The organism is Pantoea sp. ACRSB, from assembly GCF_022346905.1.
In the GTDB taxonomy this organism is placed as follows: Bacteria; Pseudomonadota; Gammaproteobacteria; order Enterobacterales; family Enterobacteriaceae; genus Pantoea; species Pantoea piersonii.
The window spans coordinates 915,961-942,748 of record NZ_JAKRNL010000001.1 but is presented as its reverse complement, the minus strand read 5'-3'; the positions used below and the strand labels follow the sequence as shown (position 1 = coordinate 942,748).

Below are 26,788 nucleotides of genomic sequence, written 5' to 3'. Positions count from 1 at the left end.
GGCAGCAATAGCCAGCGCGCTGGCCAGCATCTCCACCTGCGCCTCCTGCAGGCAGGCGATGCTGACGCGGATAAACTGCGACGGCCCCAGCCGGCAGCGTTCTCCTGGCGGCCAGTAAGGGGAAAGTATGATGAAAGTAGCGATGGGACAGTTTGCGGTCAGCTGTGAATGGCAGGAAAACGCGGCTGTTTGCCTCGATTTGATGGCGCGCGCCGAAGCGGGCGGCGCCGATCTGCTGGTGCTGCCGGAAGCGGTGTTAGCGCGCGATATTGCCGACCCGGATTGGGTGCTGAAGGCCGCCCAGCCGCTGGATGGCCCCTTTCTGACGCAGCTACTGGCGAAAAGCCAGGGTAGCGCACTCACCACCATGATGAGCATTCATGTCCCGACCGAGGGCGGCAAGGCGCTCAACGTGCTGGTTGCGCTGCGCAATGGCGAAATCATCGCCGCCTATGAAAAACTGCATCTGTACGATGCCTTCGCCATGCAGGAGTCACAGCGCGTTAATCCCGGCCATGCTATTCCTCCGCTGATTGAGGTGGCAGGCATGAAGGTGGGGCTGATGACCTGCTATGACGTGCGCTTTCCGGAGCTGGCGCGACGTCTGGCGCTGGACGGCGCCGAGGTGCTGGTGCTTCCCGCCGCCTGGGTGAAAGGCCCGCTGAAAGAGATGCACTGGGAGCTACTCACCACGGCGCGCGCGCTGGAAAACACCTGCTATATGGTGGCGGTGGGCGAGTGTGGCCCGCGCAACATCGGCAATAGCCTGATAATCGATCCGCTAGGCGTCGCCATCGCCAAAGCGCCGGAATCGGCCGCGCTGGTCTTTGCTGACCTCGATCCGCAACGCATCGCCTATGCGCGCAGCGTACTGCCGGTTCTGGAGAACCGCCGCTTTGCCCGCCCGGAACTTAAAACAGAATAATAACGCCTGAGAGAAACCATGGTGAAAAGAGTGCAACCACCAGCCTGCTGGCGCCTGGCCTGAGCGACGAGCCGACTTCAGCGCTTGACCCGGAGCTGGTGGGCGAAGTGCTGGCCACCATGCGTACCCTGGCGGATCAGGGACTGACCATGATCGTAGTGACTCATGAGATCGGTTTCGCCCGCGAAGCGGCCGATCGAGTGGTGTTTATGGATGGCGGCGTAGTCGTGGAGCAGGGCCCGCCCGAACAGGTGATCGCCCGACCGCAGCATCCGCGCACGCAGGCGTTTCTGAGCCGTTTCCTTTAACGAGGCGTATACGATCTTACTCTGTTACAGAATCTAGTTGAGGTTGGCGCCGTTCTGCGCGTAAATAGCACTGTTCATTTTTCGCTTAGGTTGAAAGGTAAAGTATGGAAGGTATCAGTATTGCCAAACTGCTGATCATCGGTGCGCTCATCGTACTGCTTTTTGGCACCAACAAGTTACGTTCACTGGGTGGCGATCTGGGCTCCGCAATCAAAGGCTTCAAAAAAGCCATGAAAGATGAAGAACCCACCGCAACCAAAACAACGGCTGAAGATGTTCCGGCAGAGCGCGTTACTCACAAAGAGTAAAAGCTGACTGCCAGAGAATAGATGTAACTATTTATTTCTCACGGACATAAAAAAACCAGACCTTTTAACGTCTGGTTTTTTATTGCGCGTGATAAAGCCGCCCGGTTTATTTCACTTCCAGGCCTTTCGCCTGCATATCCGCATGGTAGGAAGAGCGTACAAAGGGACCGCATGCGGCATGGGTAAAGCCCATCGCCAGCGCTTCTTCTTTCATTTCATCGAACTCGGCAGGGCTGACGTAACGCTGAACCGGCAAGTGGTGGCGGCTCGGCTGCAGATACTGGCCCAGCGTCAGCATGGTGACGCCGTGACGGCGCAGGTCGCGCATGACTTCGATAATTTCCGCATTAGTTTCGCCCAGACCTACCATCAGACCCGATTTAGTCGGGATCTCCGGGTGCGCTTCTTTAAAACGCTCCAGCAGCTTCAGCGACCACTCATAGTTCGCGCCCGGACGTACCTGACGGTAGACGCGCGGCACGTTCTCCAGGTTGTGGTTGAAGACGTCTGGCGGCGTGGCGTTGAGGATCTCCAGCGCGCGATCCATACGACCGCGGAAATCGGGCACCAGCGTTTCGATTTTAATCGACGGACTCTTTTCGCGGATAGCCGTAATGCAGTCGGCGAAGTGCTGTGCGCCGCCATCTCGCAAATCGTCGCGGTCTACTGAGGTAATAACCACATAGCGCAGCGCCATATCGGCGATGGTCTGGGCCAGCTTCAGCGGCTCGCCAGCGTCCGGCGCGTTAGGACGACCGTGCGCCACATCGCAGAACGGGCAGCGGCGGGTACAGATGGCGCCGAGGATCATAAACGTCGCGGTGCCGTGGTTGAAGCATTCGGCCAGGTTAGGGCAGGAGGCCTCTTCGCATACGGAGTGCAGGCCGTTTTTACGCATCGCCGCTTTGATGCCCTGGATTCGGCTGGAATCCGCAGGCAGCTTGATTTTCATCCATTCGGGCTTGCGTAACAGCTCCTGGCGTTCAGTCACGACGGTTTTCACCGGGATCAGCGCCATTTTATCTGCGTCACGATATTTGACGCCGCGTTCCATCTGAATTGGTTTACTCATAAGTCTGCAGGTTCCGGTCGGATTGCGTAATGAGAGCTTTCGGCTTCAGGCCAGCGGTAAAGCTTTCAACTTTATTTGATAAAATTTCAAAAATTATATCAGTTCCGCCTGGCATAAGCAGCCGTAGAGCGGCGGGAAAAGTTACAATTTTGTAAATTCGCATGCGCGGTTAAGGCAGCGGCGCGTTTTCTGCCGCCAGCCACTCGACTTCCGTAAAGCCCAGCAGGCGCGCGAAGGCCGCGATCAGCAGCGGCTGTACGTCTTCAGGCGTGACGCCAGGCTGAAAGGCGCTGAGCTGCGTCATTCGCATTCCGGCATAGCCGCAGGGATTGATGCGCAGAAAGGGCGTTAAATCCATCGCCACGTTGAGCGCCAGGCCGTGAAACGAGCAGCCTTTGCGAATACGCAGGCCGAGCGAGCAAATTTTCTCTTCGCCGACATAGACGCCTGGCGCATCGGGACGCGCGCGCGCCTCGACGCCGAAATGCGCCAGCGTATTAATGACCGTCTCTTCCAGCGCGGTAACCAGCTGACGCACGCCGATCTTGCGGCGCTTTACGTCAATCAGCACGTACATCACCTGCTGGCCTGGGCCGTGATAGGTCACCTGGCCGCCGCGATCGCTCTGCACGACCGGGATATCGCCCGGCATCAGCAGATGCTCGGCCTTGCCTGCCTGGCCCTGGGTGAATACGGCGTGATGCTCTACCAGCCAGACTTCGTCGCGGCTGTCGCTGTTACGGCGATCGGTGAACTGATGCATGGCATCGGAGACGGGTTGCCAGTCGCGCTGGCCCAGCTTGCGGATAAGAAGCGTATCTGCTGACAAAACGGCGGTCCGGTTCAGGAAGAAAAGCTGAGTATAACGTCGGCAAAGGGCAAGACCAAGACACTTTGCCGACGCCGGCACTTACAGCACCATGCGCACGATATCGATATTGCCCAGCTCTTCATACAGGGTTTCCACCTGTTCGATATGCGTGGCGTTAATGGTGATCGACACCGAGTGGTAGTTGCCTTTGCTGCTTGGCTTTACGTCGGGCGAGTAATCGCCGGGCGCATGGCGTTGCACCACTTCAACCACTTGATCAACCAGCTCCGGTTGCGCCAGACCCATCACTTTATAGGTAAAAGGGGTAGGGAATTCGAGCAGTTCATTCAGTTTGGTTTTCATATTGACTCCGGTGCATAAAAAACAGGCTCCCGCCGAAGCGGGAGCATTATCATAACGTAGTTATGGCGACGACGTGGCGATTTTTCAACCGCCAGGCCGGTTAGCCGAACCAGTGGTGGAACATCAGCTTGATGTAATCGATGATGCGGCTGAAGAAACCGCCTTCCTGTACTTCGTTCAGCACCACCAGCGGACGCTGTTCCACGGTTTTGCCGTCGAGCTGGAAGTTGATGCTGCCTACAACCTGGTTTTTCTGCAGCGGGGCGTGCAGTTCAGTGTTGTTCAGCACATAGCTCGCTTTCAGATCTTTCATACGGCCGCGCGGAATCGTCAGGTAGGCGTCTTTCTCTACGCCCAGCTGTACGCGATCGCTGTTACCGAACCAGACCGGCTCAGAAGCGAACTCTTTGCCCGCCTTCAGCGGCGCCACGGTTTCAAAGAAGCGGAAACCCCAGGTGAGCAGTTTTTTGCTCTCTACTTCGCGTCCTTTAAAGGTACGACCGCCCAGTACGGCTGAGATCAGACGCATCTGGCCTTCGGTCGCGGAAGAGACGATGTTATAGCCTGCCGCTTCCGTATGGCCGGTTTTGATGCCGTCTACGTTAAGGCTGGTATCCCACAGCAAACCGTTACGGTTAGTCTGGCGGATATTGTTAAAGGTGAACTCTTTCTCTTTATAAACTGAATATTCGTCCGGCACGTCGCGGATCAGCGCCTGACCGATCAGCGCCATATCGCGCGCCGAGCTGTACTGTCCGTCCGCATCCAGGCCATGCACCGTCTGGAAATGGGTGTTCTGCAGGCCCAGCGCCTTGACGTAGTTGTTCATCAGGCCGACAAAAGCGTCCTGGCTGCCAGCGACATAATCCGCCATTGCCACGCAGGCGTCGTTGCCGGACTGCAGTACGATGCCGCGCGTCAGCTGCGAAACCGGTACGCGATCGCCAGGCTTCAGGAACATCAGCGACGAGCCTTTGAATACCGGGTTACCGGTCGCCCATGCGTCTTTGCCGACGGTAACGACATCGTCCTGATGGATCTTGCCCGCTTTGACCGCCTGACCAATCACATAGCTGGTCATCATTTTGGTCAGGCTGGCGGGATCGCGACGGGCGTCAGCGTTCTTCTCGGCCAGTACCTTACCCGAGTTGTAGTCGATCAGCACATAGGCTTCGGCATCGATATCCGGCACGCCCGGGATCATCGTTTTGAGGTTGACGTCATCAGCAAAGGCTACGTGGCTGAGCGAGAAAGCGACCAGTGATCCCACTGTCAGGCGTTTCAGGAAACGAGAGGGTTTCAGCGTGTTCATGTTATGGACTACAACATCCGTGAGTTAAGGTTAAAAAAAAGTGGCTCATCATAGCAAATGCCTGTTTTACAGGCATCTTGCTTCGGCATTCTGTTGTTAACAGAGATGTCCAGCGCGGCGGCGGCTCAGCGACGCGCGCTGGTGATAAATGAAGCCTGGCCATTAGCGCTCAGGCGCTGCTGCAGCGCAGCGGCGTCGGCGCGGTTTTTAAAACTGCCGAGCTGAATGCGATAAACGTTGTTGCCGGCATCCTCGACGGTGCCGCGCACGCCATACTTTTGTCCCAGGCTTTGCGCCATCTGCTGTGCGCGCGCAGCGTCGTTAATCGCGCCAACCTGCACCACGAAGCTGCCAGCAGGCTGTGCGGTCGCGCTGCTGGCAGCAGGCGCCGCGGCTACGGCTACGGCAGCGGCGGGCGCGGCGACAGGCTGCGGTTCAGGCTCGCTACTCTCCAGCACGCCGTTCGGCAGCGGCTGAGGCGCGCCGAGGAAGCCGCTGCTGCGGACGGGCGCGCCCATATTGCCATCGCCCTGCAGCGTGCTGTTGTCTACGGCGCGAATATCCTGCGCAGGCACCGGCGCGGCGGCAGGTTCACTGGCGCCGTTCATCACGCCATTGCCGCCAAGATCGGGCCGGGCGGGCAGGGCATAGCTCTGCTTCGCCACGGTGGTGCCGATAGTGCCGGGCCCGGAGAGCGTGCCGTCGGGCGCGACCTTAATGTAATCCACGCGCACGCGGGTATTATTGGTGATGTTAAGACGATCGCCCGCCGCGCGCGACAGGTCGATAATGCGTCCCGGCATATAAGGGCCGCGATCGTTGACGCGTACCACGATCTGGCGACCGTTGGCGAGGTTGGTCACACGCACATAGCTGGGCAACGGCAGCGTAGGATGCGCCGCGCTCAGCGCGTCGGGATCGCAGCTTTCGCCTGTTGCGGTGCGCTTGCCCTGCGCCTCGTCGCCGTACCAGGTGGCTAATCCCACTTCGCTGAAGTTAGAGGGATCTTTGACGATACGGTAAGACTTGCCGTTCGCGCTGTAATCCTGACTGGTGCCGGGATTAATGGGCTCATATTTCGGTTCAACGCCCGGAATTTCCACTACCGGGCCATTATAGGCCGGTTGCGGCGGCGCGGTGTTTTGCGATTCCGGTGTGGTAGTACAGGCGGTCAAAACCAGTAGTGCCAGAGCAACGGCAGGCCATTCCTTACGCATGTGCAGCCTCTTAAACGCTTTTAGATAACATTTTTCTGTGAGTATGGATCGACATCACAATGCCAAATCCCGCCATAAGCACGATGAGCGCCGAGCCGCCGTAGCTGACCAGCGGCAGAGGTACGCCAACCACCGGTAAGATACCACTTACCATGCCGATATTAACGAAAACATAAACGAACAAAATCAACATTAATCCGCCCGCCATCACGCGGCCAAAGGTGGTCTGAGCGCGCGCGGCGATCACCAGGCCGCGCAGGATCAGCAGCAGATAGAGTACCAGCAGGATTAGCACGCCCACCAGGCCCAGCTCCTCGGCGAGGACGGCGAAGATAAAGTCGGTGTGGCGCTCCGGCAAAAACTCCAGCTGTGACTGGGTGCCGTGTAGCCACCCCTTGCCGCGCAGCCCGCCGGAGCCGATGGCGATTTTAGACTGAATAATATGGTAGCCCGCGCCAAGCGGATCGCTTTCGGGATCGAGCAGCATCATCACGCGGTCGCGCTGATAGTCATGCATCAGAAAGAACCAGAGTACGGGAATAAAGGCTGCTACCAGCAGCACCGCCACGCCAATCAGCTTCCAGCTCATGCCGGAAAGAAACAGCACGAACAGCCCGGAGGCGGCAATCAGAATGGCGGTGCCGAGGTCAGGCTGCGCCGCGACCAGCAGCGTCGGCATAAAAATCAGGATCAGCGCGATGCCGGTATTCTTTAACGTCGGCGGACAAACGTCGCGGTTGATAAAGCGCGCCACCATCAGCGGCACAGCGATTTTGGCGATCTCCGAAGGCTGAAAGCGCACCACGCCGAGGTCGAGCCAGCGCTGCGCCCCTTTACTGATATGGCCGAAGGCGTCTACCGCAATCAGCAGTATCACGCAGATAATATAGAGATAGGGCGCCCAGCCCTCATAGACGCGCGGCGGCACCTGCGCCAGAACCAGCATCATCACCAGACCCATCGCAATCTGGCCGATTTTACGCTCCATCATGCCCGGATCCTGTCCGCTGGCGCTCCAGATCACAATAGCGCTGTAAGCGAGCAGCGCCAGAATCACCAGCATAAACAGCGGGTCGATGTGGATACGCGTCCAGATCGATCTTTTCTGCGGACTATCGTTCATCGACATCGTTATTCACCTTCATAGCCGGGCGGGGTAGGAGCCGCGTCCGGCAGAGCCGTATTGTTGTCGCCCAGCATAATGTGGTCGAGAATCTGTCTCATCACCGTACCGACTGCCGGGCCTGCGCCGCCATTCTCCAGAATCATCGTGACGGCGACGCGCGGTTTATCATAGGGAGCGAACGCGGTCATCAGCTTGTGATCGCGCAGACGCTCGGCAATCTTGTGCGCGTTATAGGTTTCGTTCTCTTTCAGACCAAAGACCTGCGCGGTACCGGATTTGGCAGCGATTTTATAGGGCGCGTCGGCAAAGCTTTTATGCGCTGTGCCGTTGGCGCGGTTCGCCACGCCATACATACCGTCTTTAGCGATCTCCCAGTAGCCGGAGTGAACATCGCCAATCGGCTCGCCCGGCGGCTGACGCCATGGCACCATGGTGCGTCCCTCGCGCGTGGCGCGCAGCAGGTGCGGCACTTTTATCACGCCGTCGTTAATCAGGATCATCAGTGCCTTATTCATCTGCAGCGGCGTCGCGGTCCAGTAGCCTTGGCCGATACCGACCGGGATGGTGTCGCCCTGATACCACGGCTTTTTAAAGCGTTTCATCTTCCATTCGCGCGTCGGCATATTGCCAGCGCTCTCCTGCGGCAGATCGATACCGGTGCGGTGGCCGTAGCCGAATTTGTTCATCCACTCCGACAGGCGATCGATGCCCATGTCATACGCCACCTGATAGAAGAAGGTGTCCGCCGACTCCTCCAGCGATTTGGTCACGTTAAGGCGGCCGTGGCCCCATTTTTTCCAGTCGCGGTAGCGCTTTTCCGAGCCAGGCAGCTGCCACCAGCCTGGGTCGAACAGGCTGGTGTTGCGGTTGATTACGCCAGCGCTAAGCGCGGAGACCGCCACATAGGGTTTCACCGTCGAGGCAGGCGGATAAGAGGCCTGGATGGCGCGGTTATAGAGCGGGCGGTTTTCGTCGTTAAGCAGCGCGCGATAATCTTTACCTGAAATGCCGTCGACAAAAAGATTCGGATCGTAACTGGGTGTGGAGACCATCGCCAGGATCTCGCCGGTGCGCGGATCGCTGACCACCACCGCGGCGCGGCTGCCAGCCAGCAGCGTTTCGATATATTGCTGAAGTTTAAGATCGATGGTCAGCCAGATGTCGCGTCCCGCCTGCGGCGACTGCTCATGCAGCTGGCGGATCACGCGGCCGCGGTTGTTCACCTCGACCTCTTCATAGCCGGTAATGCCGTGCAGCACATCTTCGTAGTAGCTTTCGATGCCGAGCTTGCCGATATCGTGCGTCGCGGCGTAGTTCGGCCATTTGCCCTCTTTATCGAGGCGCGCCACATCGCGGTCGTTAATCTTGGAGACGTAGCCGACGACGTGGGTCAGGGTAGGGCCGTAGGGGTAGTAGCGACGCTGATAGCCTTTCACCTCGACGCCGGGGAATCGGTACTGGTTGACGGCGAAGCGCGCCACCTGCACATCGTTAAGGCCGACTTTGACGGGAATAGAGGTAAAGCGACGCGAGCGCTTGCGCTCTTTATCAAAGGCGTCGAGATCTTCGTCGGTAATATCAAGCACCGGGCGCAGATCCTGCAGCGTTTGCTTGAGATTATCGACCTTCTCCGGCACCAGCTCCGCCTGATAGATGGTGCGGTTAAGCGCCAGGGCGGTGCCGTTGCGGTCGTAGATAATGCCGCGGCTTGGCGCCACCGGCACCAGCTTGATGCGGTTTTCGTTAGAGCGGGTACTGTAATCTTCAAAGCGCAGAATCTGCAGGTGGTAAAGATTGACCACCAGCACGCTGGAAAGCACCAGAATTCCGAAGAACGCAATTAATGCCCGACGGACAAAGAGTTTCTGTTCGGCACTGTAATCGCGAAAGGCGTTGCTTTGTAATTTCATCCGCTACTTAAAATGTCGGGGTTTGCCTTACCGTTTATTCACGATGATAAGGATGATTGGCGGTGATGCTCCAGGCGCGATAAAGGCTTTCGGCGACCAGCACGCGCACCAGCGGATGAGGCAGCGTCAACGCAGAAAGCGACCAGCTCTGCTCAGCTGCGGCTTTGCAGGCGGGCGATAACCCTTCCGGGCCGCCAATCAACAGGCTAACGTCGCGGCCGTCCTGTTTCCAGCGCTCCAGCTGCTGAGCGAGCTGGGGCGTTTCCCACGGCTGACCTGGGATATCCAGCGTGACGATGCGGTTGCCCTTGCCGGTTGCGGCCAGCATCGCCTCGCCTTCTTTTTCCAGGATGCGCTTGATATCGGCGTTTTTACCGCGTTTTCCCGCAGGGACTTCTACCAGCTCCAGCGGCATATCTTTGGGAAAACGACGCAGATATTCAGTGAAGCCGGTTTGCACCCAGTCGGGCATCTTAGTGCCAACGGCCACAAGCTGCAGTTTCACGCGTCAGCTCCAGAGTTTTTCCAGCTCATAAAGCTGGCGGCTCTCTTCCTGCATAACGTGCACAATGACGTCGCCCAGATCGACCACCACCCAGTCAGCGGCATTTTTGCCTTCTACGCCGAGCGGGATCAAGCCTGCGGCGCGCGATTCCTGCACCACATGATCGGCGATCGAAGAGACATGACGCGTCGAGGTGCCGGTGCAGATGATCATGCAGTCGGTGATGCTGGATTTACCCTGAACGTTGAGTGCGACGATGTCCTGACCTTTAAGATCATCAATCTTATCAATAACGAACTCTTGGAGTGCTTTGCCTTGCAAAAGGTTCCCCTTTAATACGGATAGTAGCGGGCCGGCTGCTGGCCCCGATAAGGCAGCCAAAAAATTAAGCCGCGCAGTATAGCATGCCTTTGCCCGAGCAATATATGCCCGGTTTAAGGTTATTTGAGATAGAGGCCTGCGCGATCGATATAGTCGATAACGGATGCGGGCAACAGTTGATCGCAGGACAAGCCCTGGCGGCGTCGTTGACGAATTTCCGTGGCGGAGATATCGACCAGTGGCGTATCGGCCAGCCAGATAAAGCCCGCAGGCTGCTGATGCAGCTGTGCTGTTTCGCTCGCCAGATGCGTATCAAGCCAGCGCTGCATTTCCGGTGACGCCATCTCAGCCGGATAGCCCGGACGCTTGCACACCAGCAGATGACAAAGCGACAGCAAATCCTGCCAGCGGTGCCAGCCTGAGAGGTTCAGCAGCGAGTCCTGACCAATAATAAATCCCAGCGGCTGCTGCGGCCCGCGTTCAGCGCGCAGCGCCTCCAGCGTTGCCACTGTCCAGGAGGGCGTATCGCGCATCAGTTCGCGGGTATCGATATCGAACAGCGGCCTGTCGCGAATGGCGCAGCGCAACATGTCGACGCGCTGCGCCGCGCTCGCTTCCGGCTGCGGGCGGTGCGGCGGCACGTTGTTCGGCAGCAGCAGCACGCGCGCCAGCCCGGTTTGCTGCGCCAGCGCTTCCACCGGCCGTAAGTGGCCGAAGTGCACCGGATCGAAGGTGCCGCCGAACAGGGCGTGTAGTTCAGACACTGGCGAAGCTCTCAGGGAAGTGGCGATGACAGAGCAGCAGCGACAGCGTCTCCAGCTGCGGCCAAATGCGCTGTCCATAATCCTGCTTTAAGGTTAATTCAATTTGCGCCAGCAGGCGAATCGCGCGCTGCAGGCGTGCGCCGTCCAGGCGCTGCAGCGCCTCGGTAAAGAGCGCGCGTCGGTTCTGCCAGATGCGCTGCTGGTCCATTAACGCGCGCAGCGGCTGCTGTGCCTGATGGCGCTGCAGATGCAGCAACGTCATGATATCGCGCTGCAGCGTGCGCAGCAGGATAACCGGCTCGCTATCCTCTTTTTCCAGCTGATGCAGAATATGCAGCGCGCGCTTGCTTTTGCCCGCCAGCAGCGCATCCACCCAGTGAAACGGGGTAAAGTGCGCCGCGTCGCTTACGGCTTCTTCGACGCGTGGCAGCGTAAGCTTGCCGTCGGGCCAGAGCAGCGATAAACGTTCCAGCGCCTGCGCCAGCGCCAGCAGATTGCCTTCATAGCAGTAGCAGAGCAGCTGGATCGCCGCGTCGTCTACCGAAAGCTTCATGCTTCTGGCGCGCGCTGCCACCCAGCGCGGCAGCTGTGCCTGCTCCGGCGTCTGACACGGCACCAGCACGCCATGTGCGGAGAGTGCCTTAAACCAGGCGCTGTTCTCCTGAGCTTTCGTCAGCTTCGCCAGGCGGCAGACCAGCAAGATATCGCTGTGCAGCAGGCTCGCCAGCTTATTCAGCTGTTCAGCCATAGCGGCGTTGGGGCCGTTTTCCGGGAAGAGCAGCGTCAGCGTCTGACGTTGAGCAAAAAGGCTCAGCGCCTGACAGCTGGCAAAGAGGCTTTCCCAGTCGGTCTGGGCATCAAGCGTAAAACTGAAATGCTCTTCGAACCCCTGCGCGATTGCGGCGGCGCGTATCGCGTCGGCGCTCTCCTGCACCAGCAGCGGCTCGTTTCCAGCTAATAAATAGCAAGCGCGCAGCCCCTCGCGGAGCTGCGCGCCAAGTTGCTCAGGATAGATCCTGATCATTGCGTACTGGTAGCGGAAGAGGAGGACGCTGGCGCGGGCACCGCAGGTTCGCTGGCCGACGCAGGCAGCGTATCTTTATGGTTCATCTGCGCGGCGTGCACTGTCAGCAGTTTACGTACCAGCTGCTCTGCGGCGCGCTGACGCATCTCCTGCACGATCATGTCCTGCTCGGCATCTTTCGCCAGCGCCGCGTTCGGGTTATCAAAGAACGAACGATAAACCGTGGTGCTGATCGGATAGATGCCTTTGCCTGGCAGCAGAACCTGCGCCGACACGTTCATCATCAGCGAGTATTCCGCCGTCGTACCGCTGATAAACACCGAAGCGGTATCGCGGCCCTGCGTTTCCGCGCCAAGGCGCAACGTAGGGATGTCGGTACGGTTCTGTTTCGTATCCTCAACAATAGTGACGTTGTTGATACGCAACTGCTGACGCACCGTACGAGCCAGCGGACCGTAAGGGTCGCCGCTGTCCAGGATCAGCGTTTTCAGCTCGGTCGGCACCTGAGTGGTGCCGCGCGGATGAAAACCACAGCCGGCGGTAATCATCACCGCCAGCAGGACAAACAGCCTGATAATCAGATGTCGCACAGTTCCTCCTGAACTTAACCTACGACCAGGTTAAGCAGTTTGCCGGGTACATAAATCACTTTGCGAATGGTGACGCCGTCAAGGTACTTCGCGACCAGGTGCTCCTGGGCAGCGCGCGCCTGAACCTGCTCCTGCGTCGCATCGGCGGCCACGGTAATTTTACCACGGACTTTACCGTTTACCTGTACAACCACCAGCAGCGACTCTTCAACCATCGCTGCTTCGTCTGCTACAGGCCAGACGGCGTTATCCACGCTGCCTTCGCCGCCCAGCTCCTGCCACAGCACATAGCTGGCGTGCGGAGTGAACGGATAGAGCATACGAACAACGGCCAGCAGCGCTTCCTGCATCAGCGCGCGATCCTGCTCGCTCTCCTGCGGCGCACGCGCCAGCTTGTTCATCAGCTCCATAATCGCCGCGATAGCGGTGTTAAAGGTCTGACGGCGGCCGATGTCATCGGAGACTTTGGCGATGGTCTTGTGCAGATCGCGACGCAGCGCTTTCTGCTCGTCATTCAGGCTGCTGAGATCCAGCGCGACCGTTGCGCCTTTCGCCGTGTGCTCATAAGCAAGTTTCCACACGCGCTTCAGGAAGCGGTTAGCGCCTTCAACGCCTGACTCCTGCCACTCCAGCGTCATTTCCGCCGGTGAAGCGAACATCATAAACAGACGGACGGTGTCTGCGCCGTAGCGCTCAACCATCAGCTGCGGATCGATGCCGTTGTTTTTTGACTTCGACATTTTGCTCATGCCGGCGTAAATCACTTCGCGGCCCTGAGTGTCGGTCGCTTTAACGATGCGGCCTTTCTCATCGCGCTCAACGGTGACGTCAACCGGCGAAACCCAGTTGCGCTCGCCGTTAGCGCCGAGGTAGTAGAACGCATCTGCCAGCACCATGCCCTGACACAGCAGGCGCTTCGCCGGTTCACTGGAGGTCACCAGGCCCGCGTCGCGCAGCAGCTTATGATAGAAGCGGAAATACATCAGGTGCATGATGGCGTGTTCAATACCGCCTACATACTGATCCACCGGCAGCCAGTAGTTGGCCGCAGCCGGGTCCAGCATGCCTTCATCATAGTTGGCGCAGGTGTAACGCGCGTAGTACCAGGAGGACTCCATAAAGGTGTCGAAGGTGTCGGTTTCACGCAGCGCAGGCTGGCCGTTCACCGTGGTTTTCGCCCACTCCGGGTCAGCTTTGATCGGGCTGGTAATGCCGTCCATCACCACATCTTCCGGCAGGATCACCGGCAGCTGATCTTCCGGCGTCGGCATAACGGTGCCATCTTCCAGGGTCACCATTGGAATCGGCGCACCCCAGTAGCGCTGACGGGATACGCCCCAGTCGCGCAGACGATAGTTAACCTTGCGTACGCCGACGCCTTTAGCGGCCAGCGCATCGGCGATGGCGTTGAAGCCCGCTTCGTGGCTCAGACCGCTGAATTCGCCAGAATTGAACAGAGTGCCTTTTTCAGTCATGGCGGCGGCGCTGACGTCCGGTTCGCTGCCGTCCAGGTTCAGTACCACCGGCTTAATCGGCAGATCGTATTTGGTGGCGAATTCCCAGTCACGCTGATCGTGCGCCGGTACCGCCATAACGGCGCCGGTGCCGTACTCCATCAGGACGAAGTTAGCGACCCAGACCGGTACGTTGTCGCCGGTCAGCGGATGGATGGCGAACAGACCGGTCGCCATGCCTTTTTTCTCCATCGTCGCCATATCGGCTTCGGCCACTTTGGTGTTGCGGCACTCGGCGATAAAGTCAGCCAGCACCGGGTTACCCATGGCAGCCTGCAGCGCCAGCGGATGGCCCGCGGCGACTGCGACATAGGTCGCGCCGAGGAAGGTATCCGGACGCGTCGTGTAGACGGTCACTTTCTCTTCGCTGTCGGCGACGTCGAAGGTGATCTCCACGCCTTCAGAGCGGCCAATCCAGTTGCGCTGCATGGTTTTGACCTGCTCCGGCCACTCTTCCAGCGTATCAAGGTCGTTGAGCAGTTCATCGGCATAGTCGGTGATTTTCACGAACCACTGCGGGATCTCTTTACGCTCGACTTTGGTGTCGCAACGCCAGCAGCAGCCGTCAATAACCTGTTCGTTCGCCAGCACCGTCTGATCGTTCGGGCACCAGTTCACCGCCGAGGTTTTTTTGTAAACCAGGCCTTTTTCATACAGTTTGGTGAAGAACCACTGTTCCCAGCGGTAGTATTCCGGCTTACAGGTCGCCAGCTCGCGGCTCCAGTCATAGCCAAAACCCAGCAGTTTAAGCTGGTTCTTCATATATTCGATATTGTCGTAAGTCCAGGGCGCAGGCGCGGTATTGTTTTTTACCGCCGCGCCTTCCGCTGGCAGGCCGAACGCATCCCAGCCAATTGGCTGCAGTACGTTTTTGCCAAGCATACGCTGGTAACGAGCGATCACATCACCGATGGTGTAGTTACGCACGTGGCCCATATGTAGGCGGCCGGAAGGATAGGGCAGCATGGAGAGGCAGTAATATTTCTCTTTGCTCTCATCTTCGGTCACTTTGAACGTTTGGTTTTCGTCCCAGTGTTGCTGGACGCGGGATTCTATCTCTTCCGGGCGGTATTGCTCTTGCATGGCAGCCTGTGGTCCTTAATGAATAACGCTTAGCTTACTTTAAGATCCGCATAGCATACCCATATGACTGCCGGTCAACAACACTTCACCGCCCTGTTGCGGCGATTTCTCGCGGAAGGCCGCATCCTCCCGTCATATTCCGATCCGCTTTCCTAAACAACACGGCAACCGGCGCAAAGCGGCTAAACTTAAAGCTGGCTTACCCGCGCAGAAAGGAGAATAAAATGAACAAAGTGGCGCAAATTTACCGTGAATCCCTGGCTGCGCTGACGGAGCGTTTGCGTCAGGGCGATCGGGATATCGACGCGCTGGTGTCATCGCGACGTCAGCAGTTGATGGCCAGCGAGTCCGCGACGACGGGCGAAATCGATCAGGCGCTGGCGGCGGTTCGACGCGATTTAGAGGAGTTTGCACGCAGCTATCAGGAGGTCCATCAGCCAGAGAAGGTTAATGATTCACTGTTTATGCGCGTTATCCGCGAGAGTTTGTGGAAAGAGCTGGCGGACATTACCGACAAAAGTCAGCTGGAGTGGCGCGAGGTCTTTCAGGATCTGCATCATCACGGCGTTTATCAGAGCGGCGAGGTGGTAGGACTGGGCAATCTGGTGTGCGAGAAGTGTCACTTCACGCGCGCTATTTACACGCCGGAGACCTTAACGCGCTGCCCTGAGTGCGGTCACGATCAGTTTCAGCGTCAGCCGTTTGAACCCTAAGGCTGGGCACACTCTCAGACCGCTGAGGAGCTTTGAACAGCGGGTGGTATGGGTCGAAGAGCAAAGCGTCCCGCGACAAGAATGTCGCGGGACGAGCGGGCAGGGAGGCTGTTTTTTGCGTTTTTGCGATCGGACCATGTCACCCGCATGATCACGGAGCTACAAGGCCAGGCTAACCTTTAGTGCAGAATCTTCGCCAGGAACTCTTTCGCGCGATCCGACTGCGGATTATTGAAGAAGTCATCTTTACGCGTGTCTTCAATAATCTTTCCTTCATCCATAAAGATAACGCGGTTCGCCACTTTGCGGGCAAAGCCCATTTCGTGCGTTACCACCATCATCGTCATCCCTTCCTGCGCCAGCTCCACCATCACGTCGAGCACTTCATTGATCATTTCCGGATCGAGCGCCGAGGTCGGTTCGTCGAACAGCATAGCGATAGGATCCATACAGAGCGCGCGCGCAATGGCGACGCGCTGCTGCTGGCCGCCCGACAGCTGGCCGGGAAACTTCTGCGCATGGGCGGAAAGCCCCACGCGATTGAGCAGCTTCAGGCCTTTTTCCCGCGCGGCGGCTTTGTCGCGCTTCAGCACTTTTACCTGCGCCAGCACCAGGTTATCGATAATGCTGAGGTGCGGGAACAGCTCGAAATGCTGGAAGACCATGCCGACTTTGCTGCGCAGCTGCGCAAGGTTGGTTTTTTTATTGTTCACTTCAGTGCCGTTCACCAGAATGGTGCCCTGCTGAATCGGCTCCAGTCCGTTAACGGTTTTAATCAGGGTCGATTTGCCCGAGCCTGACGGCCCGCACACCACGACCACTTCCCCTTTCTGGACTTCGGTCGTGCAGTCGGTCAGCACCTGAAAGTGACCATACCACTTAGAAACGTTTTTCAGGTTAATCATTTAAACCGTCCTTTTTCTTTTTAGATAGCTGACCAACAGCGAAGCGCTCAGGCTGATCGCGAAATAGACCAGACCGGCAAAGAGAACCATTTCCACCTGGGTGCCGTCACGCTCGCCGATAGTCGACGCGGTGCGGAAGAAGTCAGCCAGGCTCAGCACGTAAACCAGCGAGGTATCCTGAAACAACACGATGCCCTGCGTCAGCAGCAGCGGCACCATGGCGCGGAACGCCTGCGGCAGAATAATCAGCTGCATCGACTGCCAGTGCGTCATACCCAGCGCCAGCGCGGCGTTGGACTGCCCGCGCGCGATACTCTGAATACCGGCGCGAATAATCTCCGAGTAGTAGGCCGCTTCGAACAGCGAAAAGGCGATCATTGCTGAAATCAGGCGGATATCTGTCTTAGGCGACAGCCCCAGCACCTGCTGCAGAAAGCTCGGCACCACCAGATAGAACCACAGCAGCACCATTACCAGCGGGACAGAACGGAACAGGTTCACATAAATCCGGGCGAACCAGCTGATCGGCTTAAAGGTTGACAGACGCATCACCGCCAGCAGCGTGCCCCAGATAATGCCGAACACCACCGCGGTCACGGTGATCTTGAGCGTAATCACCATGCCGTTAAGCAGATAGGGCAGACTGGGAGGAATAGAACTCCAGTCAAACGCGTACATTATTTGCCTCCCAGATTACCCGGCAGGCGCACCTTGCGCTCCACCAGACTCATAATCATCATGATCACCAGGTTAATGGCGATATAGGCCAGCGTAATCGCGGTAAAGGACTCGTAGGCGTGGGCGGAGTAGTCGAGCAGCTTGCCCGCCTGCGCCGCCATATCCACCAGCCCAATCGTCGAGGCGATAGCGGAGTTTTTCACCAGGTTGAGCATTTCCGAGGTCATCGGCGGCACAATCACGCGGTAGGCATTGGGCAGCAGCACGTAGCGATAGGTTTGCGGCAGGGTCAGGCCCATCCCAGGCCCGCATTCTTTTGCCCGCGCGGCAGCGAGTTGATCGCGGCGCGTACCTGCTCGCAGACGCGTGCGGCGGTAAACAGGCCGAGACAGATGACGGACGCGGTGAAGAACTGGATATTGGGATCCAGCTCCGATTTAAACCACATGCCAAGCTTTTCTCCCACCAGCTCCGGCGCCACCAGATACCAGAAGAAGAACTGCACGATCAGCGGAATGTTGCGGAACAGCTCCACGTAACAGGTGCCGATCGTCGAAAGCAGACGGTTAGGTACGGTACGCAAAATGCCGAATAAGGATCCTACAAGAAAGGCGATAATCCAGGCGCAGCAGGAGACCGCAACGGTCACCTGAAATCCGGACCACAGCCAGCCAAGGTAGGTCGTGTTGCCGAACGGGGCCTGTTCGAGAAAAATGCCCCAGTTCCAGTCGATACCCATAACGAGCTCCGGTAAAAAAGGGTAGCTAAGCTACCCTGAAGATTGATGAACGGCGTCTGTATGGCCTGCTTCAGGGGAACGACCTGAGCAGCTTGTCTGTCCGCGCCGGGTTTTCAGCAATCGAGAGGGCAGCGAGGCCGCCCTTGTTGTCGTTGTTAGTTAAGTGCTTTGTCGTTCGGCGTCTTAAACAGCGTCTGCATATCCGCAGAGAGATCGAAGTTCAGGTTCAGATTCTTCGGCGGGATCGGCTGCTTGAACCAGGTATCGAACCACTTCGCGGCTTCGCCTGAGGTCTGCGCTTTAGCGATGGTGTCGTCTACCAGCGTTTTGAATGAGGCGTCATCTTTACGCAGCATACAGCCATAGGCTTCTTTCGACTGCGGCGTGCCAACGATCTCCCAGTTGTCTGGTTTCTTCGCTTTGGCGCGTTCACCTGCCAGCAGCGCGTCATCCATCATAAAGGCGACGGCGCGGCCGGTTTCCAGCGTGCGGAACGAGTCGCCATGGTCTTTCGCGCTGATAATGCGCATATCCATCTTTTTCTCGTCGTTCAGCTTATGCAGCAGCACTTCTGACGTGGTACCGGAAGTGACAACCACGGTTTTGCCTTTCAGATCGTCGAAATCTTTAATGTCGCCGCCTTTTTTCACCAGCAGACGCGTACCGATAACGAAAATGGTGTCGGAGAACGCCGCCTGTTTCTGGCGCTCAAGGTTGTTGGTGGTGGAGCCGCACTCAAAGTCGTAGGTACCGTTCTGCAGCAGCGGAATACGGTTTTGCGACGTGACGGGGATCATCTTGACCTGCAGATCCGGCTTGTTCAGCTTCGCTTTAATGGCGTCCACGATGGCGTTGGAGTAAGCCTGCGAATAGCCCACAACTTTTTGCTGGTTGTCATAATAAGAAAAAGGAACAGATGACTCACGATGCCCCACGACGATGACGCCACTGTCGCTGATTTTCTTCAGGGTGCCGCTGAGATCTTCCGCCTGGGCCGCTCCCGCTGCTGCTACGCCTGCCAGCAAAAGTGATAGTGCCACTTTGCGTATCTGCATGGTCCAACTCCTTCAAGAGATATTGCGCAGAATATAAACTGCGCAGATGTGTGATGTTGTGTGTATTTCCTGCTGCTTTTTTTGTTATCTCACCGCTTCAGCGCGCTAAGAATATTCACTAACATAGCGGATTGTTAACGTTATGAAACGAAAAAGTTTCTTTTTTTGCGAAGTGTTCCGCACCAATTTGAGGCGTATTTCTGACGTTGCGCGCTAAAGGTGCGTCACGCTGCCTTTTAATGGTGCAGAACGGCGCGTTTAATCCGTCTGTCAGCCTGGCTTACAGGAAACCTGTGTTACTGATAGCAAGCATCGTGCCAGTTAACAGGCACAGCAGAAAATCGGGGATGAGGGCGTAAAACAAGCGGAAAACAGAGGAGAGGAGGGCGGCGAGAGGGGCGCTCGCCGCCATTACGGCAGGTCAGGCTTTGCGGCGCCACAGCGCCAGCAGCGCGGCGCACAGCGTCAGCAACCAGACCGGCCAGAGACCAGCATGGGCGTAAGGGGTTTCGCCAGTGGTCGGCGTCACCTTATCCAGCAGGACGCCGCGAATAAACTGCGGCAGGATTTTTTCAACCTCGCCCTGCGCGTTCACCACGGCGGTGACGCCGTTATTGGTGCTGCGCAGCAGCGGGCGGCCCAGTTCGAGCGCGCGCATCCGCGCCATCTGAAAGTGCTGCCAGGGACCGATAGAGTGACCGAACCAGGCGTCGTTGGAGACGGTCAGCAGGAAATCGGTATCGGGATGGAAGTTGGCGCGCACCTGCTCGCCCAGCACGATTTCATAACAGATGGCGCTGGTGAGGTTGTAACCCGCCGCCCTCAGCTGCCGCTGCAGATAGTCGCCGCGGCTGAATGAGGACATCGGCAGATCGAAGAAGGGTGCCAGCGGACGCAGCAGGCTCTCCAGCGGCACAAATTCGCCGAAAGGCACCAGGTGGTTTTTCTGGTAGCGGTTCTTGCTCTGATAGCTGTAAGGCGTCTCGCCGCCCAGCACGATAACCGAGTTGTAGTCGTGATAGCGATTCTGCTCCAGCCGGGAATCGACAATGCCAGTGATCAGCGAACTGCCGCGCTCGCGCAGCTCCTCATCCAGCGAACGTAAAAATGGTTGCTGGTTGCTTTCCAGATCGGTAATCGCCGACTCTGGCCAGATAATCAACGGCGCTTTGCCCATCAGCGGCTGGCTCAGGCCGTTATAGGCACGCAGCGTGTTAAGCAGCTCCTGCGGATCCCACTTCATCGACTGCGGAATATTGCCCTGTACCAGCGCGACCTCGACGCTGCGCGCCGGTTGCGGCTGGGTCCAGTGGATATAACGCAGCGGCCAGGGCAGCGCCAGCAGCAGCAGCGCAGCGATGGCGCTCTTTGCATTGCGCTGGCGAATAGCGTAAGCCAGCAGGCCGGAAATCGCCATCAGCAGGAAGGTCAGCGTTTCTACCCCCGCCAGCGGCGCTAAGCCTTTCAGCGGGCCGTCGATCTGGCTGTAGCCGAACTGCAGCCAGGGAAAGCCGGTCAGCACCCAGCCGCGCAGGAACTCGCTGAGTTGCCACAGAGCGGGCGCCGCCAGCGCCAGACGCCACAGCGTGGCGCGCGGCCAGAAACGGTTAAGCACGCTGGCGAACAGCGCCGGATAGAGCGACAGATAGGCCGCCAGCAGAATCACCAGGAATACGTTGACCGGGCCAGGCATGCCGCCAAAAGTGGCGATGCTGACGTAGACCCAGTTTACGCCGCTGCCGAACAGGCCGAAGCCCCAGGCGAAACCGATGGCGGTGGCCTGACCGTTGCGACGATCCAGCGTCAGCAGTTGCAGGCCGCATAGCGACAGCAGCGAGGCGGGCCAGAAGTCATAAGGAGAGAAGGCGAGGGTGCCGAGGGCACCCGTCAACAATGCCAGCAACAAACGTACCCGCTGGCGCGGGTAAAGTGAGGCCAGAGACATAGAGTTATTCGTCATCCAGTTGGGGTAGCGGCGAGTTTTCCGGAATTTTTACATGCACCTGGATGATGCGACGGCTGTCGGACATGGCGACCTTGAAATGATAGCCGTCGATGTCAATGCTCTCTCCCCGGCCGGGAAGATGGCCAAATCCCTGCATGACCAGTCCGCCAATCGTGTCCACTTCTTCATCGCTGAACTGCGTGCCGAACACCTCGTTGAAATCTTCAATCGGGGTCAGGGCGCGTACCGTATAGGTCTGGCGGTTCAGCTGACGGATATCGCGATCTTCTTCGTCATCATACTCATCTTCGATCTCACCGACGATCAGCTCAAGGATATCCTCGATAGTGACCAGGCCGGAAACGCCGCCGAATTCGTCGATAACGATCGCCATATGGTAGCGCTGAGAACGAAACTCTTTCAGCATGCGATCGACGCGTTTGCTCTCCGGCACCACAACCGCCGGGCGCAGCACTTTTTCCATGCTGAACGGCTCTGATTCGCTGCTCATAAACGGCAGCAGATCTTTCGCCATCAAAATGCCTTCAACATGGTCTTTGTCTTCGCTGATAACCGGGAAACGCGAATGCGCAGACTCGATAATCACGTCAAGGCACTCATCCAGCGACTGGTTGCGCTTCAGGGTAATCATTTGCGAACGCGGGATCATGATGTCGCGCACGCGCTGCTCTGCAATATCCAGCACCCCTTCGAGCATGTCGCGGGTATCTTCGTCAATCAGCTCTTTTTGCTCGGAGTCGCGGATCAGCTCCAGTAGTTCATCACGGTTTTGCGGTTCGCCGTGAAAAAGTTGGTTGATAAGCAGGGAAAAAAATCCCTTTTTACTACTGGGTGCATCGCTGTTTTGAGAATGGTCGTCGCTCATGGCGTTTTTTTACAGATCTCTCTGGTGAGGTGGGTTGCTGTCGGCGTGCTTGCCGACAGTCGGGTAATCTGAGCCAGCGGCTCAGGCGTCTTCTTTTTCCGAAATGTACGGATCGGGATAACCAAGAGCAAGCATTATCTCTGTCTCCAGCGCTTCCATCTCTTCGGCTTCGTCATCTTCGATATGATCGTAACCGAGCAGATGCAGCGTGCCGTGCACCACCATATGAGCCCAGTGAGCCTCGACGCTTTTCCCTTGCTCTTCCGCCTCTTGCTCCACCACCTGACGACAAATGATCAGGTCGCCCAGCAGCGGCAGCTCAATGCCCGGCGGCGCTTCAAAGGGAAAAGAGAGGACGTTGGTCGGCTTGTCTTTGCCGCGATAAGTCAGATTAAGCTCATGGCTCTCCGCCTCGTCCACCAGACGAATAGTGACTTCGCTTTCTGGCTGAAAAGGGGTAACCGCCGCTTCCAGCCAGCGCTGGAAAGCGGCCTCGTCAGGCAGGCCGCCGGTCTGTTCGCAGGCCAGCTGCAGGTCAAGAATTACCGCGCTCATTTACTCTCCTGCGCCTCGCTCTGCGCCGCCAGCGCTTCGCGTTTCCGCTCTTCCGCCAGTCTGTCGCGGCGTTTCTGGTCCGCTTCTTCCCAGGCTTCATAGGCGGTTACGATGCGCGCTACCACCGGGTGACGTACCACGTCTTCGCTCTGGAAGAAGTTGAAGCTCAGCTCCTCGACTTCGGAGAGCACTTCAATAGCGTGGCGCAGGCCCGATTTGGTGCTGCGTGGCAGGTCAATCTGCGTGACGTCGCCGGTGATGACCGCTTTGGAGTTGAAGCCGATACGCGTCAGGAACATCTTCATCTGTTCGATGGTGGTGTTCTGGCTTTCATCAAGAATGATAAAGGCGTCGTTCAGCGTGCGGCCGCGCATATAGGCAAGCGGCGCCACTTCAATCACGTTGCGCTCCATCAGCTTCTCGACGCGCTCGAAGCCCAGCATTTCGAACAGCGCGTCATAGAGCGGACGCAGGTAAGGATCGACCTTCTGGCTCAAATCGCCTGGCAGGAAGCCGAGCTTTTCGCCCGCTTCCACCGCCGGACGCGTCAGCAGAATTCGGCGAATCTCCTGACGCTCCAGCGCATCCACCGCTGCGGCGACGGCAAGGTAGGTTTTACCCGTACCGGCCGGCCCGATGCCGAAGGTGATGTCGTGGTCGAGGATATTGGCGATGTACTGCGCCTGATTCGGCGTACGCGGCTTGATTACGCCACGCTTGGTCTGGATATGGACGGCCTTGCCGTAGTCCGGCACGCTGTCGGCGGTTTGCTCCAGCACGCGGCTCTCTTTAATCGCCAGATGAATCTGTTCTGGATCGATATCCGGGATGGTGCCGCGTACCGGCGCGGTATCGACATAGAGCGTACGCAGAATATCTTCGGCGGCGTTAACGCAGAGCGCGCGGCCAACCAGCTTAAAGTTATTGTCGCGACGGTTGATCTCAATGCCCAGACGACGCTCAAGCTGTTTCACGTTGTCGTCAAATGGACCGCACAGGCTCATCAGTCGGCGGTTATCAGCCGGTTCAAGGGTGATTTCACGAGTTTCGATATTCAAACGAATCCTTTGGGTCACTCAGGGCCAGTTAGAATGGGTACTGATGCCGGGTTGATTAACGACGGCATTTTAAGAAAGTATTTATGGCATGTCGCCGGGGCGCAAGCGTAGCTAATGATATTTGGGTCGCGCGTCCAGAAACCAAGGGCGGACAGAAGAAAAGAGCGGCGACGCAGTGGGCGCCGCCGCTGACGGAAGAGCGTATCAAGGCTGGAAGGTGCCGACGCCGATTTCGTTCTCTTTGCGCGTGCGCGCGATAACCGATGCCGGGCTTTCTACAATGCGCAGCCCCATCTCATCCTCGGTGCGCACCACTTTGCCGCGCAGCGAGTTAGTGTAGACGTCAACGATCTCTACATCGACAAATTTACCGATCATCTCCGGCGAACCTTCGAAGTTCACCACGCGGTTGGTCTCGGTGCGGCCCGACAGCTCCATCACATTTTTACGCGAGGTGCCTTCCACCAGAATACGCTGTACGGTGCCGAGCATACGGCGGCTCCAGGCCATCGCCTGCTGATTGATGCGGTCCTGCAGAATATAGAGACGCTGCTTTTTCTCTTCTTCCGAGACGTCATCCGGCAGGTCTGCCGCTGGCGTACCGGGACGCGCAGAGTAGATGAAGCTGAAGCTCATGTCGAAGTTGACGTCGGCGATCAGCTTCATGGTCTGTTCGAAATCCTGCTGGGTTTCGCCAGGGAAGCCGATGATAAAGTCAGAGCTGATCTGGATATCCGGACGTGCGGCGCGCAGCTTACGGATAATCGCTTTATACTCCAGCGCGGTATGCGCGCGTTTCATCAGCGTTAAAATGCGGTCCGCGCCGCTCTGTACCGGCAGGTGCAGGAAGCTCACCAGCTCCGGCGTATCGCGGTACACTTCGATAATGTCGTCAGTGAACTCGATCGGGTGGCTGGTGGTAAAGCGAATGCGATCGATGCCGTCAATGGCGGCCACCAGGCGCAGCAGCTCGGCGAAGGTGCAGATTTCACCGTCAAAGGTCGCGCCGCGGTAGGCGTTTACGTTCTGGCCCAGCAGGTTGACTTCACGCACGCCCTGCGCCGCCAGCTGGGCGATCTCCAGCAGAATATCGTCGCATGGACGACTGACTTCTTCGCCGCGCGTATAGGGCACTACGCAGAAGGTGCAGTATTTGTTGCAGCCTTCCATGATAGAGACGAACGCGGTCGGGCCTTCCGCGCGGGGTTCCGGCAGACGGTCAAATTTTTCGATTTCCGGGAAGCTGATATCCACGATCGGGCTTTTGCTGCCGCGCACGCTGTTGATCATTTCCGGCAGGCGATGCAGGGTTTGCGGGCCGAATACGATATCCACGTAGCTGGCGCGCTGGCGAATATGATCCCCTTCCTGCGACGCCACGCAGCCGCCGACACCGATAATCAAATCAGGGTTGCGCTCTTTTAAGGTCTTCCAGCGGCCTAACTGGTGGAAAACTTTTTCCTGCGCCTTTTCGCGAATAGAGCAGGTATTGAGCAGCAGAACGTCCGCCTCGTCAGCATCCTCGGTCAGCGTGTAGCCGTGGGTGCTGTTCAGCAGGTCAGCCATCTTGGATGAATCGTACTCATTCATCTGACAGCCCCAGGTTTTGATATGCAGTTTTTTCATTGTCGAACTAGCCATTGATTCAGTGCAGTGAAGTGCAGGGCGCGTATTGTAATGCTTTGACGCTGTTGTGACCAGCGCATCGCCGTCATACTTCGCATACAGCGACCCTGAAGAGACGCGAACGCTGACCATTCTCTCCGTCCTTGCCGGGCATTTCTGCCGGCCGGGCGTTTTTCCGGTACACTTTGCGCCAGTTATCCCGTCTTACGCGGCGGGTAAAGAGCAGAAGGAGATAAGCAATGCAGGATAACCGCTTTGATGTGGTGGTGGTAGGCGGCGGCATGGTCGGCGCAGCGCTGGCGTGCGGTCTGGCGCTTCAGCAGTTTCGCGTCGCGGTCGTGGAGCGCGCGGAGCCTGCGCCTTTTGACCCCGACAGCGATCCCGACGTGCGTATCTCCGCGATTGGCAGCGCCTCGGCAGGGCTGCTGAAGCAGCTCGACGTCTGGCCGCGCGTCCAGGCGATGCGCTGCGCGCCCTATCGCAAGCTGGAAACCTGGGAGTGGCAAACGGCCCACGTCAGTTTCGATGCCGCGTCGCTGGGTCTGCCAGAGCTGGGCTTTATGGTCGAGAATAACGTTCTGCAGCGCGCGCTGTGGGAAAGGATGGAGCAGCTCGATATTCAGCTGCGCTGTCCCGCGACGCTCTCCTGCCTGCAACAGGAGAACGGCGGCTGGCGGCTCGATCTCAGCGACGGCGAGGCGCTGCATACGCGGCTGGTGGTCGGCGCCGACGGCGCGAACTCGCAGGTGCGGCAGATGGCGGGCATTGGGATTCAGGGCTGGAGCTATGCGCAATCCTGTTTGCTTATCAGCGTCACCTGCGAACATCCGGCAGGCGACTCCACCTGGCAGCAGTTTACGCCGCAGGGGCCACGCGCGTTTCTGCCGCTGTATGATAATCGCGCCTCGCTGGTGTGGTATGACGCACCGGCGCGCATTCGCCAGCTGCAGGCGATGCCGATGCCGCAGCTGGAAAAAGAGATCGCCGCGACGTTTCCGGCGCGGCTGGGGCGTTTTAAAGCGCATGCGGCGGGCGGCTTTCCGCTGGTGCGGCGCCATGCGCAGCGTTATGTGCTGCCGGGGCTGGCGTTGATCGGCGACGCAGCGCACACCATCAACCCGCTGGCGGGGCAGGGCGTCAACCTTGGCTATCGCGACGTGGACGCGCTGGTGGAGGTGCTGGTGGAGGCGCGCAGCAATGCGCAGGAGTGGGCCTCGGAGAACGTGCTGCGTCGTTATCAGTCACAGCGCCGGCGGGATAATTTGCTGATGCAGGGCGGAATGGATCTCTTCTATTTCGCCTTTAGCAACCGACTGCCACCGCTGAAGTTTGCGCGCAACCTGGGGCTGATTGCGGCGGAGCGTTCGGGGGCGCTGAAGCGTAAAGTGCTGCGGTACGCGCTGGGGTTGTAGACGCAGGCTGCATTTTCGTAGGTGAGAGCGGCTGCGGCGTTCGTGCGCGGCCGCAGAGCCTCT

25 protein-coding genes and 2 pseudogenes are annotated in these 26,788 nt (G+C 58.1%); 5 read left to right on the top strand and 22 right to left on the bottom strand.

The window, feature by feature from the left end:
* Window positions 1-130 precede the first annotated feature (130 nt).
* From MHZ89_RS04605 to tatE, 3 genes and pseudogenes are all read left to right on the top strand, one after another.
* Window positions 131-925 carry a deaminated glutathione amidase gene (locus tag MHZ89_RS04605; protein WP_311782260.1) on the top strand — a complete coding sequence of 265 codons (795 nt, stop codon included), beginning with the start codon at window positions 131-133 and terminating at the stop codon, window positions 923-925.
* Window positions 926-984: 59 nt separating this feature from the next.
* A pseudogene (locus MHZ89_RS04600) lies at window positions 985-1,233 on the top strand (ectoine/hydroxyectoine ABC transporter ATP-binding protein EhuA); the annotation flags it as partial.
* 104 nt (window positions 1,234-1,337) lie between these two features.
* On the top strand, window positions 1,338-1,541 hold the full coding sequence (gene tatE / locus MHZ89_RS04595; protein ID WP_033751842.1) for a twin-arginine translocase subunit TatE: 204 nt from the start codon (window positions 1,338-1,340) through the stop codon (window positions 1,539-1,541).
* Window positions 1,542-1,647: 106 nt separating this feature from the next.
* Here tatE and lipA read toward each other — a convergent pair whose 3' ends face one another.
* The 13 genes from lipA to leuS form a co-directional block, all read right to left on the bottom strand.
* Entirely contained in the window at window positions 1,648-2,613 is a 966-nt protein-coding gene (gene lipA, locus MHZ89_RS04590; RefSeq protein WP_120451382.1) for a lipoyl synthase, read from the bottom strand.
* Between the two features lie 169 nt (window positions 2,614-2,782).
* On the bottom strand, window positions 2,783-3,442 hold the full coding sequence (gene lipB / locus MHZ89_RS04585; RefSeq protein WP_311782013.1) for a lipoyl(octanoyl) transferase LipB: 660 nt from the start codon (window positions 3,440-3,442) through the stop codon (window positions 2,783-2,785).
* An 81-nt stretch (window positions 3,443-3,523) separates the two neighbouring features.
* On the bottom strand, window positions 3,524-3,787 hold the full coding sequence (ybeD, locus tag MHZ89_RS04580; protein ID WP_033751835.1) for a DUF493 family protein YbeD: 264 nt from the start codon (window positions 3,785-3,787) through the stop codon (window positions 3,524-3,526).
* Between the two features lie 100 nt (window positions 3,788-3,887).
* Window positions 3,888-5,099 carry a D-alanyl-D-alanine carboxypeptidase DacA gene (dacA, locus tag MHZ89_RS04575; RefSeq protein WP_120451386.1) on the bottom strand — a complete coding sequence of 404 codons (1,212 nt, stop codon included), beginning with the start codon at window positions 5,097-5,099 and terminating at the stop codon, window positions 3,888-3,890.
* A 125-nt stretch (window positions 5,100-5,224) separates the two neighbouring features.
* Window positions 5,225-6,316, bottom strand: coding sequence for an endolytic peptidoglycan transglycosylase RlpA (gene rlpA, locus MHZ89_RS04570; RefSeq protein WP_311782012.1), 1,092 nt, complete (start codon window positions 6,314-6,316; stop codon window positions 5,225-5,227).
* A gap of 10 nt (window positions 6,317-6,326) precedes the next feature.
* Window positions 6,327-7,439 (bottom strand): peptidoglycan glycosyltransferase MrdB, encoded by a 1,113-nt coding sequence (gene mrdB, locus MHZ89_RS04565; RefSeq protein WP_048783134.1) that lies wholly within the window; start codon window positions 7,437-7,439, stop codon window positions 6,327-6,329.
* Between the two features lie 8 nt (window positions 7,440-7,447).
* Window positions 7,448-9,352, bottom strand: a complete 1,905-nt coding sequence (gene mrdA, locus MHZ89_RS04560) for a peptidoglycan DD-transpeptidase MrdA (RefSeq protein WP_311782011.1) — start codon at window positions 9,350-9,352, stop codon at window positions 7,448-7,450.
* 34 nt (window positions 9,353-9,386) lie between these two features.
* On the bottom strand, window positions 9,387-9,857 hold the full coding sequence (gene rlmH / locus MHZ89_RS04555) for a 23S rRNA (pseudouridine(1915)-N(3))-methyltransferase RlmH (RefSeq protein WP_081139401.1): 471 nt from the start codon (window positions 9,855-9,857) through the stop codon (window positions 9,387-9,389).
* 3 nt (window positions 9,858-9,860) lie between these two features.
* Complete coding sequence (gene rsfS / locus MHZ89_RS04550; protein WP_120451391.1) at window positions 9,861-10,178, bottom strand: ribosome silencing factor; 318 nt, start codon at window positions 10,176-10,178, stop codon at window positions 9,861-9,863.
* 119 nt (window positions 10,179-10,297) lie between these two features.
* The gene (gene nadD, locus MHZ89_RS04545) at window positions 10,298-10,942 is read right to left on the bottom strand and encodes a nicotinate-nucleotide adenylyltransferase (protein WP_311782010.1); all 645 of its coding nucleotides are present in this window, start codon (window positions 10,940-10,942) and stop codon (window positions 10,298-10,300) included.
* The gene (holA, locus tag MHZ89_RS04540) at window positions 10,935-11,966 is read right to left on the bottom strand and encodes a DNA polymerase III subunit delta (RefSeq protein WP_311782009.1); all 1,032 of its coding nucleotides are present in this window, start codon (window positions 11,964-11,966) and stop codon (window positions 10,935-10,937) included. Before holA ends, nadD begins: the two co-directional genes overlap by 8 nt.
* Window positions 11,963-12,556, bottom strand: coding sequence for an LPS assembly lipoprotein LptE (gene lptE, locus MHZ89_RS04535; protein ID WP_269949287.1), 594 nt, complete (start codon window positions 12,554-12,556; stop codon window positions 11,963-11,965). The genes holA and lptE overlap by 4 nt, the downstream gene beginning before the upstream one ends.
* Before the next feature lie 14 nt (window positions 12,557-12,570).
* The gene (gene leuS / locus MHZ89_RS04530; RefSeq protein ID WP_311782008.1) at window positions 12,571-15,153 is read right to left on the bottom strand and encodes a leucine--tRNA ligase; all 2,583 of its coding nucleotides are present in this window, start codon (window positions 15,151-15,153) and stop codon (window positions 12,571-12,573) included.
* 224 nt (window positions 15,154-15,377) lie between these two features.
* Between leuS and MHZ89_RS04525 the strand changes: the two genes are divergently transcribed.
* A complete protein-coding gene (locus MHZ89_RS04525) occupies window positions 15,378-15,866 on the top strand; it encodes a zinc ribbon-containing protein (RefSeq protein WP_120451401.1) in 489 nt (162 codons plus the stop codon).
* Window positions 15,867-16,045: 179 nt separating this feature from the next.
* On the opposite strand, the gene MHZ89_RS04520 is transcribed toward MHZ89_RS04525, so the two are convergent.
* From MHZ89_RS04520 to miaB, 9 genes and pseudogenes are all read right to left on the bottom strand, one after another.
* Window positions 16,046-16,771 carry an amino acid ABC transporter ATP-binding protein gene (locus tag MHZ89_RS04520; protein WP_311782007.1) on the bottom strand — a complete coding sequence of 242 codons (726 nt, stop codon included), beginning with the start codon at window positions 16,769-16,771 and terminating at the stop codon, window positions 16,046-16,048.
* Complete coding sequence (gene gltK / locus MHZ89_RS04515) at window positions 16,772-17,449, bottom strand: glutamate/aspartate ABC transporter permease GltK (RefSeq protein WP_120451405.1); 678 nt, start codon at window positions 17,447-17,449, stop codon at window positions 16,772-16,774. It lies immediately after the preceding gene.
* Window positions 17,449-18,188: pseudogene (locus tag MHZ89_RS04510) on the bottom strand (amino acid ABC transporter permease). Before MHZ89_RS04510 ends, gltK begins: the two are co-directional and overlap by 1 nt.
* A gap of 155 nt (window positions 18,189-18,343) precedes the next feature.
* A complete protein-coding gene (locus MHZ89_RS04505; protein ID WP_120451408.1) occupies window positions 18,344-19,243 on the bottom strand; it encodes a glutamate/aspartate ABC transporter substrate-binding protein in 900 nt (299 codons plus the stop codon).
* A 421-nt stretch (window positions 19,244-19,664) separates the two neighbouring features.
* Entirely contained in the window at window positions 19,665-21,188 is a 1,524-nt protein-coding gene (gene lnt, locus MHZ89_RS04500; protein ID WP_311782006.1) for an apolipoprotein N-acyltransferase, read from the bottom strand.
* 4 nt (window positions 21,189-21,192) lie between these two features.
* A complete protein-coding gene (gene corC, locus MHZ89_RS04495; RefSeq protein ID WP_120451410.1) occupies window positions 21,193-22,074 on the bottom strand; it encodes a CNNM family magnesium/cobalt transport protein CorC in 882 nt (293 codons plus the stop codon).
* Between the two features lie 81 nt (window positions 22,075-22,155).
* Window positions 22,156-22,629, bottom strand: coding sequence for an rRNA maturation RNase YbeY (ybeY, locus tag MHZ89_RS04490; protein ID WP_126690548.1), 474 nt, complete (start codon window positions 22,627-22,629; stop codon window positions 22,156-22,158).
* Window positions 22,626-23,687, bottom strand: a complete 1,062-nt coding sequence (locus MHZ89_RS04485; protein WP_311782005.1) for a PhoH family protein — start codon at window positions 23,685-23,687, stop codon at window positions 22,626-22,628. The genes ybeY and MHZ89_RS04485 overlap by 4 nt, the downstream gene beginning before the upstream one ends.
* Before the next feature lie 204 nt (window positions 23,688-23,891).
* Entirely contained in the window at window positions 23,892-25,328 is a 1,437-nt protein-coding gene (miaB, locus tag MHZ89_RS04480) for a tRNA (N6-isopentenyl adenosine(37)-C2)-methylthiotransferase MiaB (protein ID WP_311782259.1), read from the bottom strand.
* Between the two features lie 224 nt (window positions 25,329-25,552).
* Here miaB and ubiF point away from each other — a divergent pair, with 224 nt between their 5' ends.
* The gene (gene ubiF / locus MHZ89_RS04475; RefSeq protein ID WP_311782004.1) at window positions 25,553-26,725 is read left to right on the top strand and encodes a 3-demethoxyubiquinol 3-hydroxylase; all 1,173 of its coding nucleotides are present in this window, start codon (window positions 25,553-25,555) and stop codon (window positions 26,723-26,725) included.
* Window positions 26,726-26,788 lie beyond the last annotated feature (63 nt).

What these genes read in the sequence shown, in the direction of transcription:
- lnt (WP_311782006.1), bottom strand. Translation starts at nt 21,188, where the DNA reads ATGTCTCTGGCCTCACTTTACCCGCGCCAGCGGGTACGTTTGTTGCTG.
- ubiF (WP_311782004.1), top strand. Translation starts at nt 25,553, where the DNA reads ATGCAGGATAACCGCTTTGATGTGGTGGTGGTAGGCGGCGGCATGGTC.
- ybeD (WP_033751835.1), bottom strand. Translation starts at nt 3,787, where the DNA reads ATGAAAACCAAACTGAATGAACTGCTCGAATTCCCTACCCCTTTTACC.
- mrdB (WP_048783134.1), bottom strand. Translation starts at nt 7,439, where the DNA reads ATGAACGATAGTCCGCAGAAAAGATCGATCTGGACGCGTATCCACATC.
- MHZ89_RS04525 (WP_120451401.1), top strand. Translation starts at nt 15,378, where the DNA reads ATGAACAAAGTGGCGCAAATTTACCGTGAATCCCTGGCTGCGCTGACG.
- gltK (WP_120451405.1), bottom strand. Translation starts at nt 17,449, where the DNA reads ATGTACGCGTTTGACTGGAGTTCTATTCCTCCCAGTCTGCCCTATCTG.
- miaB (WP_311782259.1), bottom strand. Translation starts at nt 25,328, where the DNA reads ATGGCTAGTTCGACAATGAAAAAACTGCATATCAAAACCTGGGGCTGT.
- corC (WP_120451410.1), bottom strand. Translation starts at nt 22,074, where the DNA reads ATGAGCGACGACCATTCTCAAAACAGCGATGCACCCAGTAGTAAAAAG.
- ybeY (WP_126690548.1), bottom strand. Translation starts at nt 22,629, where the DNA reads ATGAGCGCGGTAATTCTTGACCTGCAGCTGGCCTGCGAACAGACCGGC.
- tatE (WP_033751842.1), top strand. Translation starts at nt 1,338, where the DNA reads ATGGAAGGTATCAGTATTGCCAAACTGCTGATCATCGGTGCGCTCATC.
- rlpA (WP_311782012.1), bottom strand. Translation starts at nt 6,316, where the DNA reads ATGCGTAAGGAATGGCCTGCCGTTGCTCTGGCACTACTGGTTTTGACC.
- leuS (WP_311782008.1), bottom strand. Translation starts at nt 15,153, where the DNA reads ATGCAAGAGCAATACCGCCCGGAAGAGATAGAATCCCGCGTCCAGCAA.
- holA (WP_311782009.1), bottom strand. Translation starts at nt 11,966, where the DNA reads ATGATCAGGATCTATCCTGAGCAACTTGGCGCGCAGCTCCGCGAGGGG.
- MHZ89_RS04520 (WP_311782007.1), bottom strand. Translation starts at nt 16,771, where the DNA reads ATGATTAACCTGAAAAACGTTTCTAAGTGGTATGGTCACTTTCAGGTG.
- dacA (WP_120451386.1), bottom strand. Translation starts at nt 5,099, where the DNA reads ATGAACACGCTGAAACCCTCTCGTTTCCTGAAACGCCTGACAGTGGGA.
- MHZ89_RS04605 (WP_311782260.1), top strand. Translation starts at nt 131, where the DNA reads ATGAAAGTAGCGATGGGACAGTTTGCGGTCAGCTGTGAATGGCAGGAA.
- lipA (WP_120451382.1), bottom strand. Translation starts at nt 2,613, where the DNA reads ATGAGTAAACCAATTCAGATGGAACGCGGCGTCAAATATCGTGACGCA.
- mrdA (WP_311782011.1), bottom strand. Translation starts at nt 9,352, where the DNA reads ATGAAATTACAAAGCAACGCCTTTCGCGATTACAGTGCCGAACAGAAA.
- MHZ89_RS04505 (WP_120451408.1), bottom strand. Translation starts at nt 19,243, where the DNA reads ATGCAGATACGCAAAGTGGCACTATCACTTTTGCTGGCAGGCGTAGCA.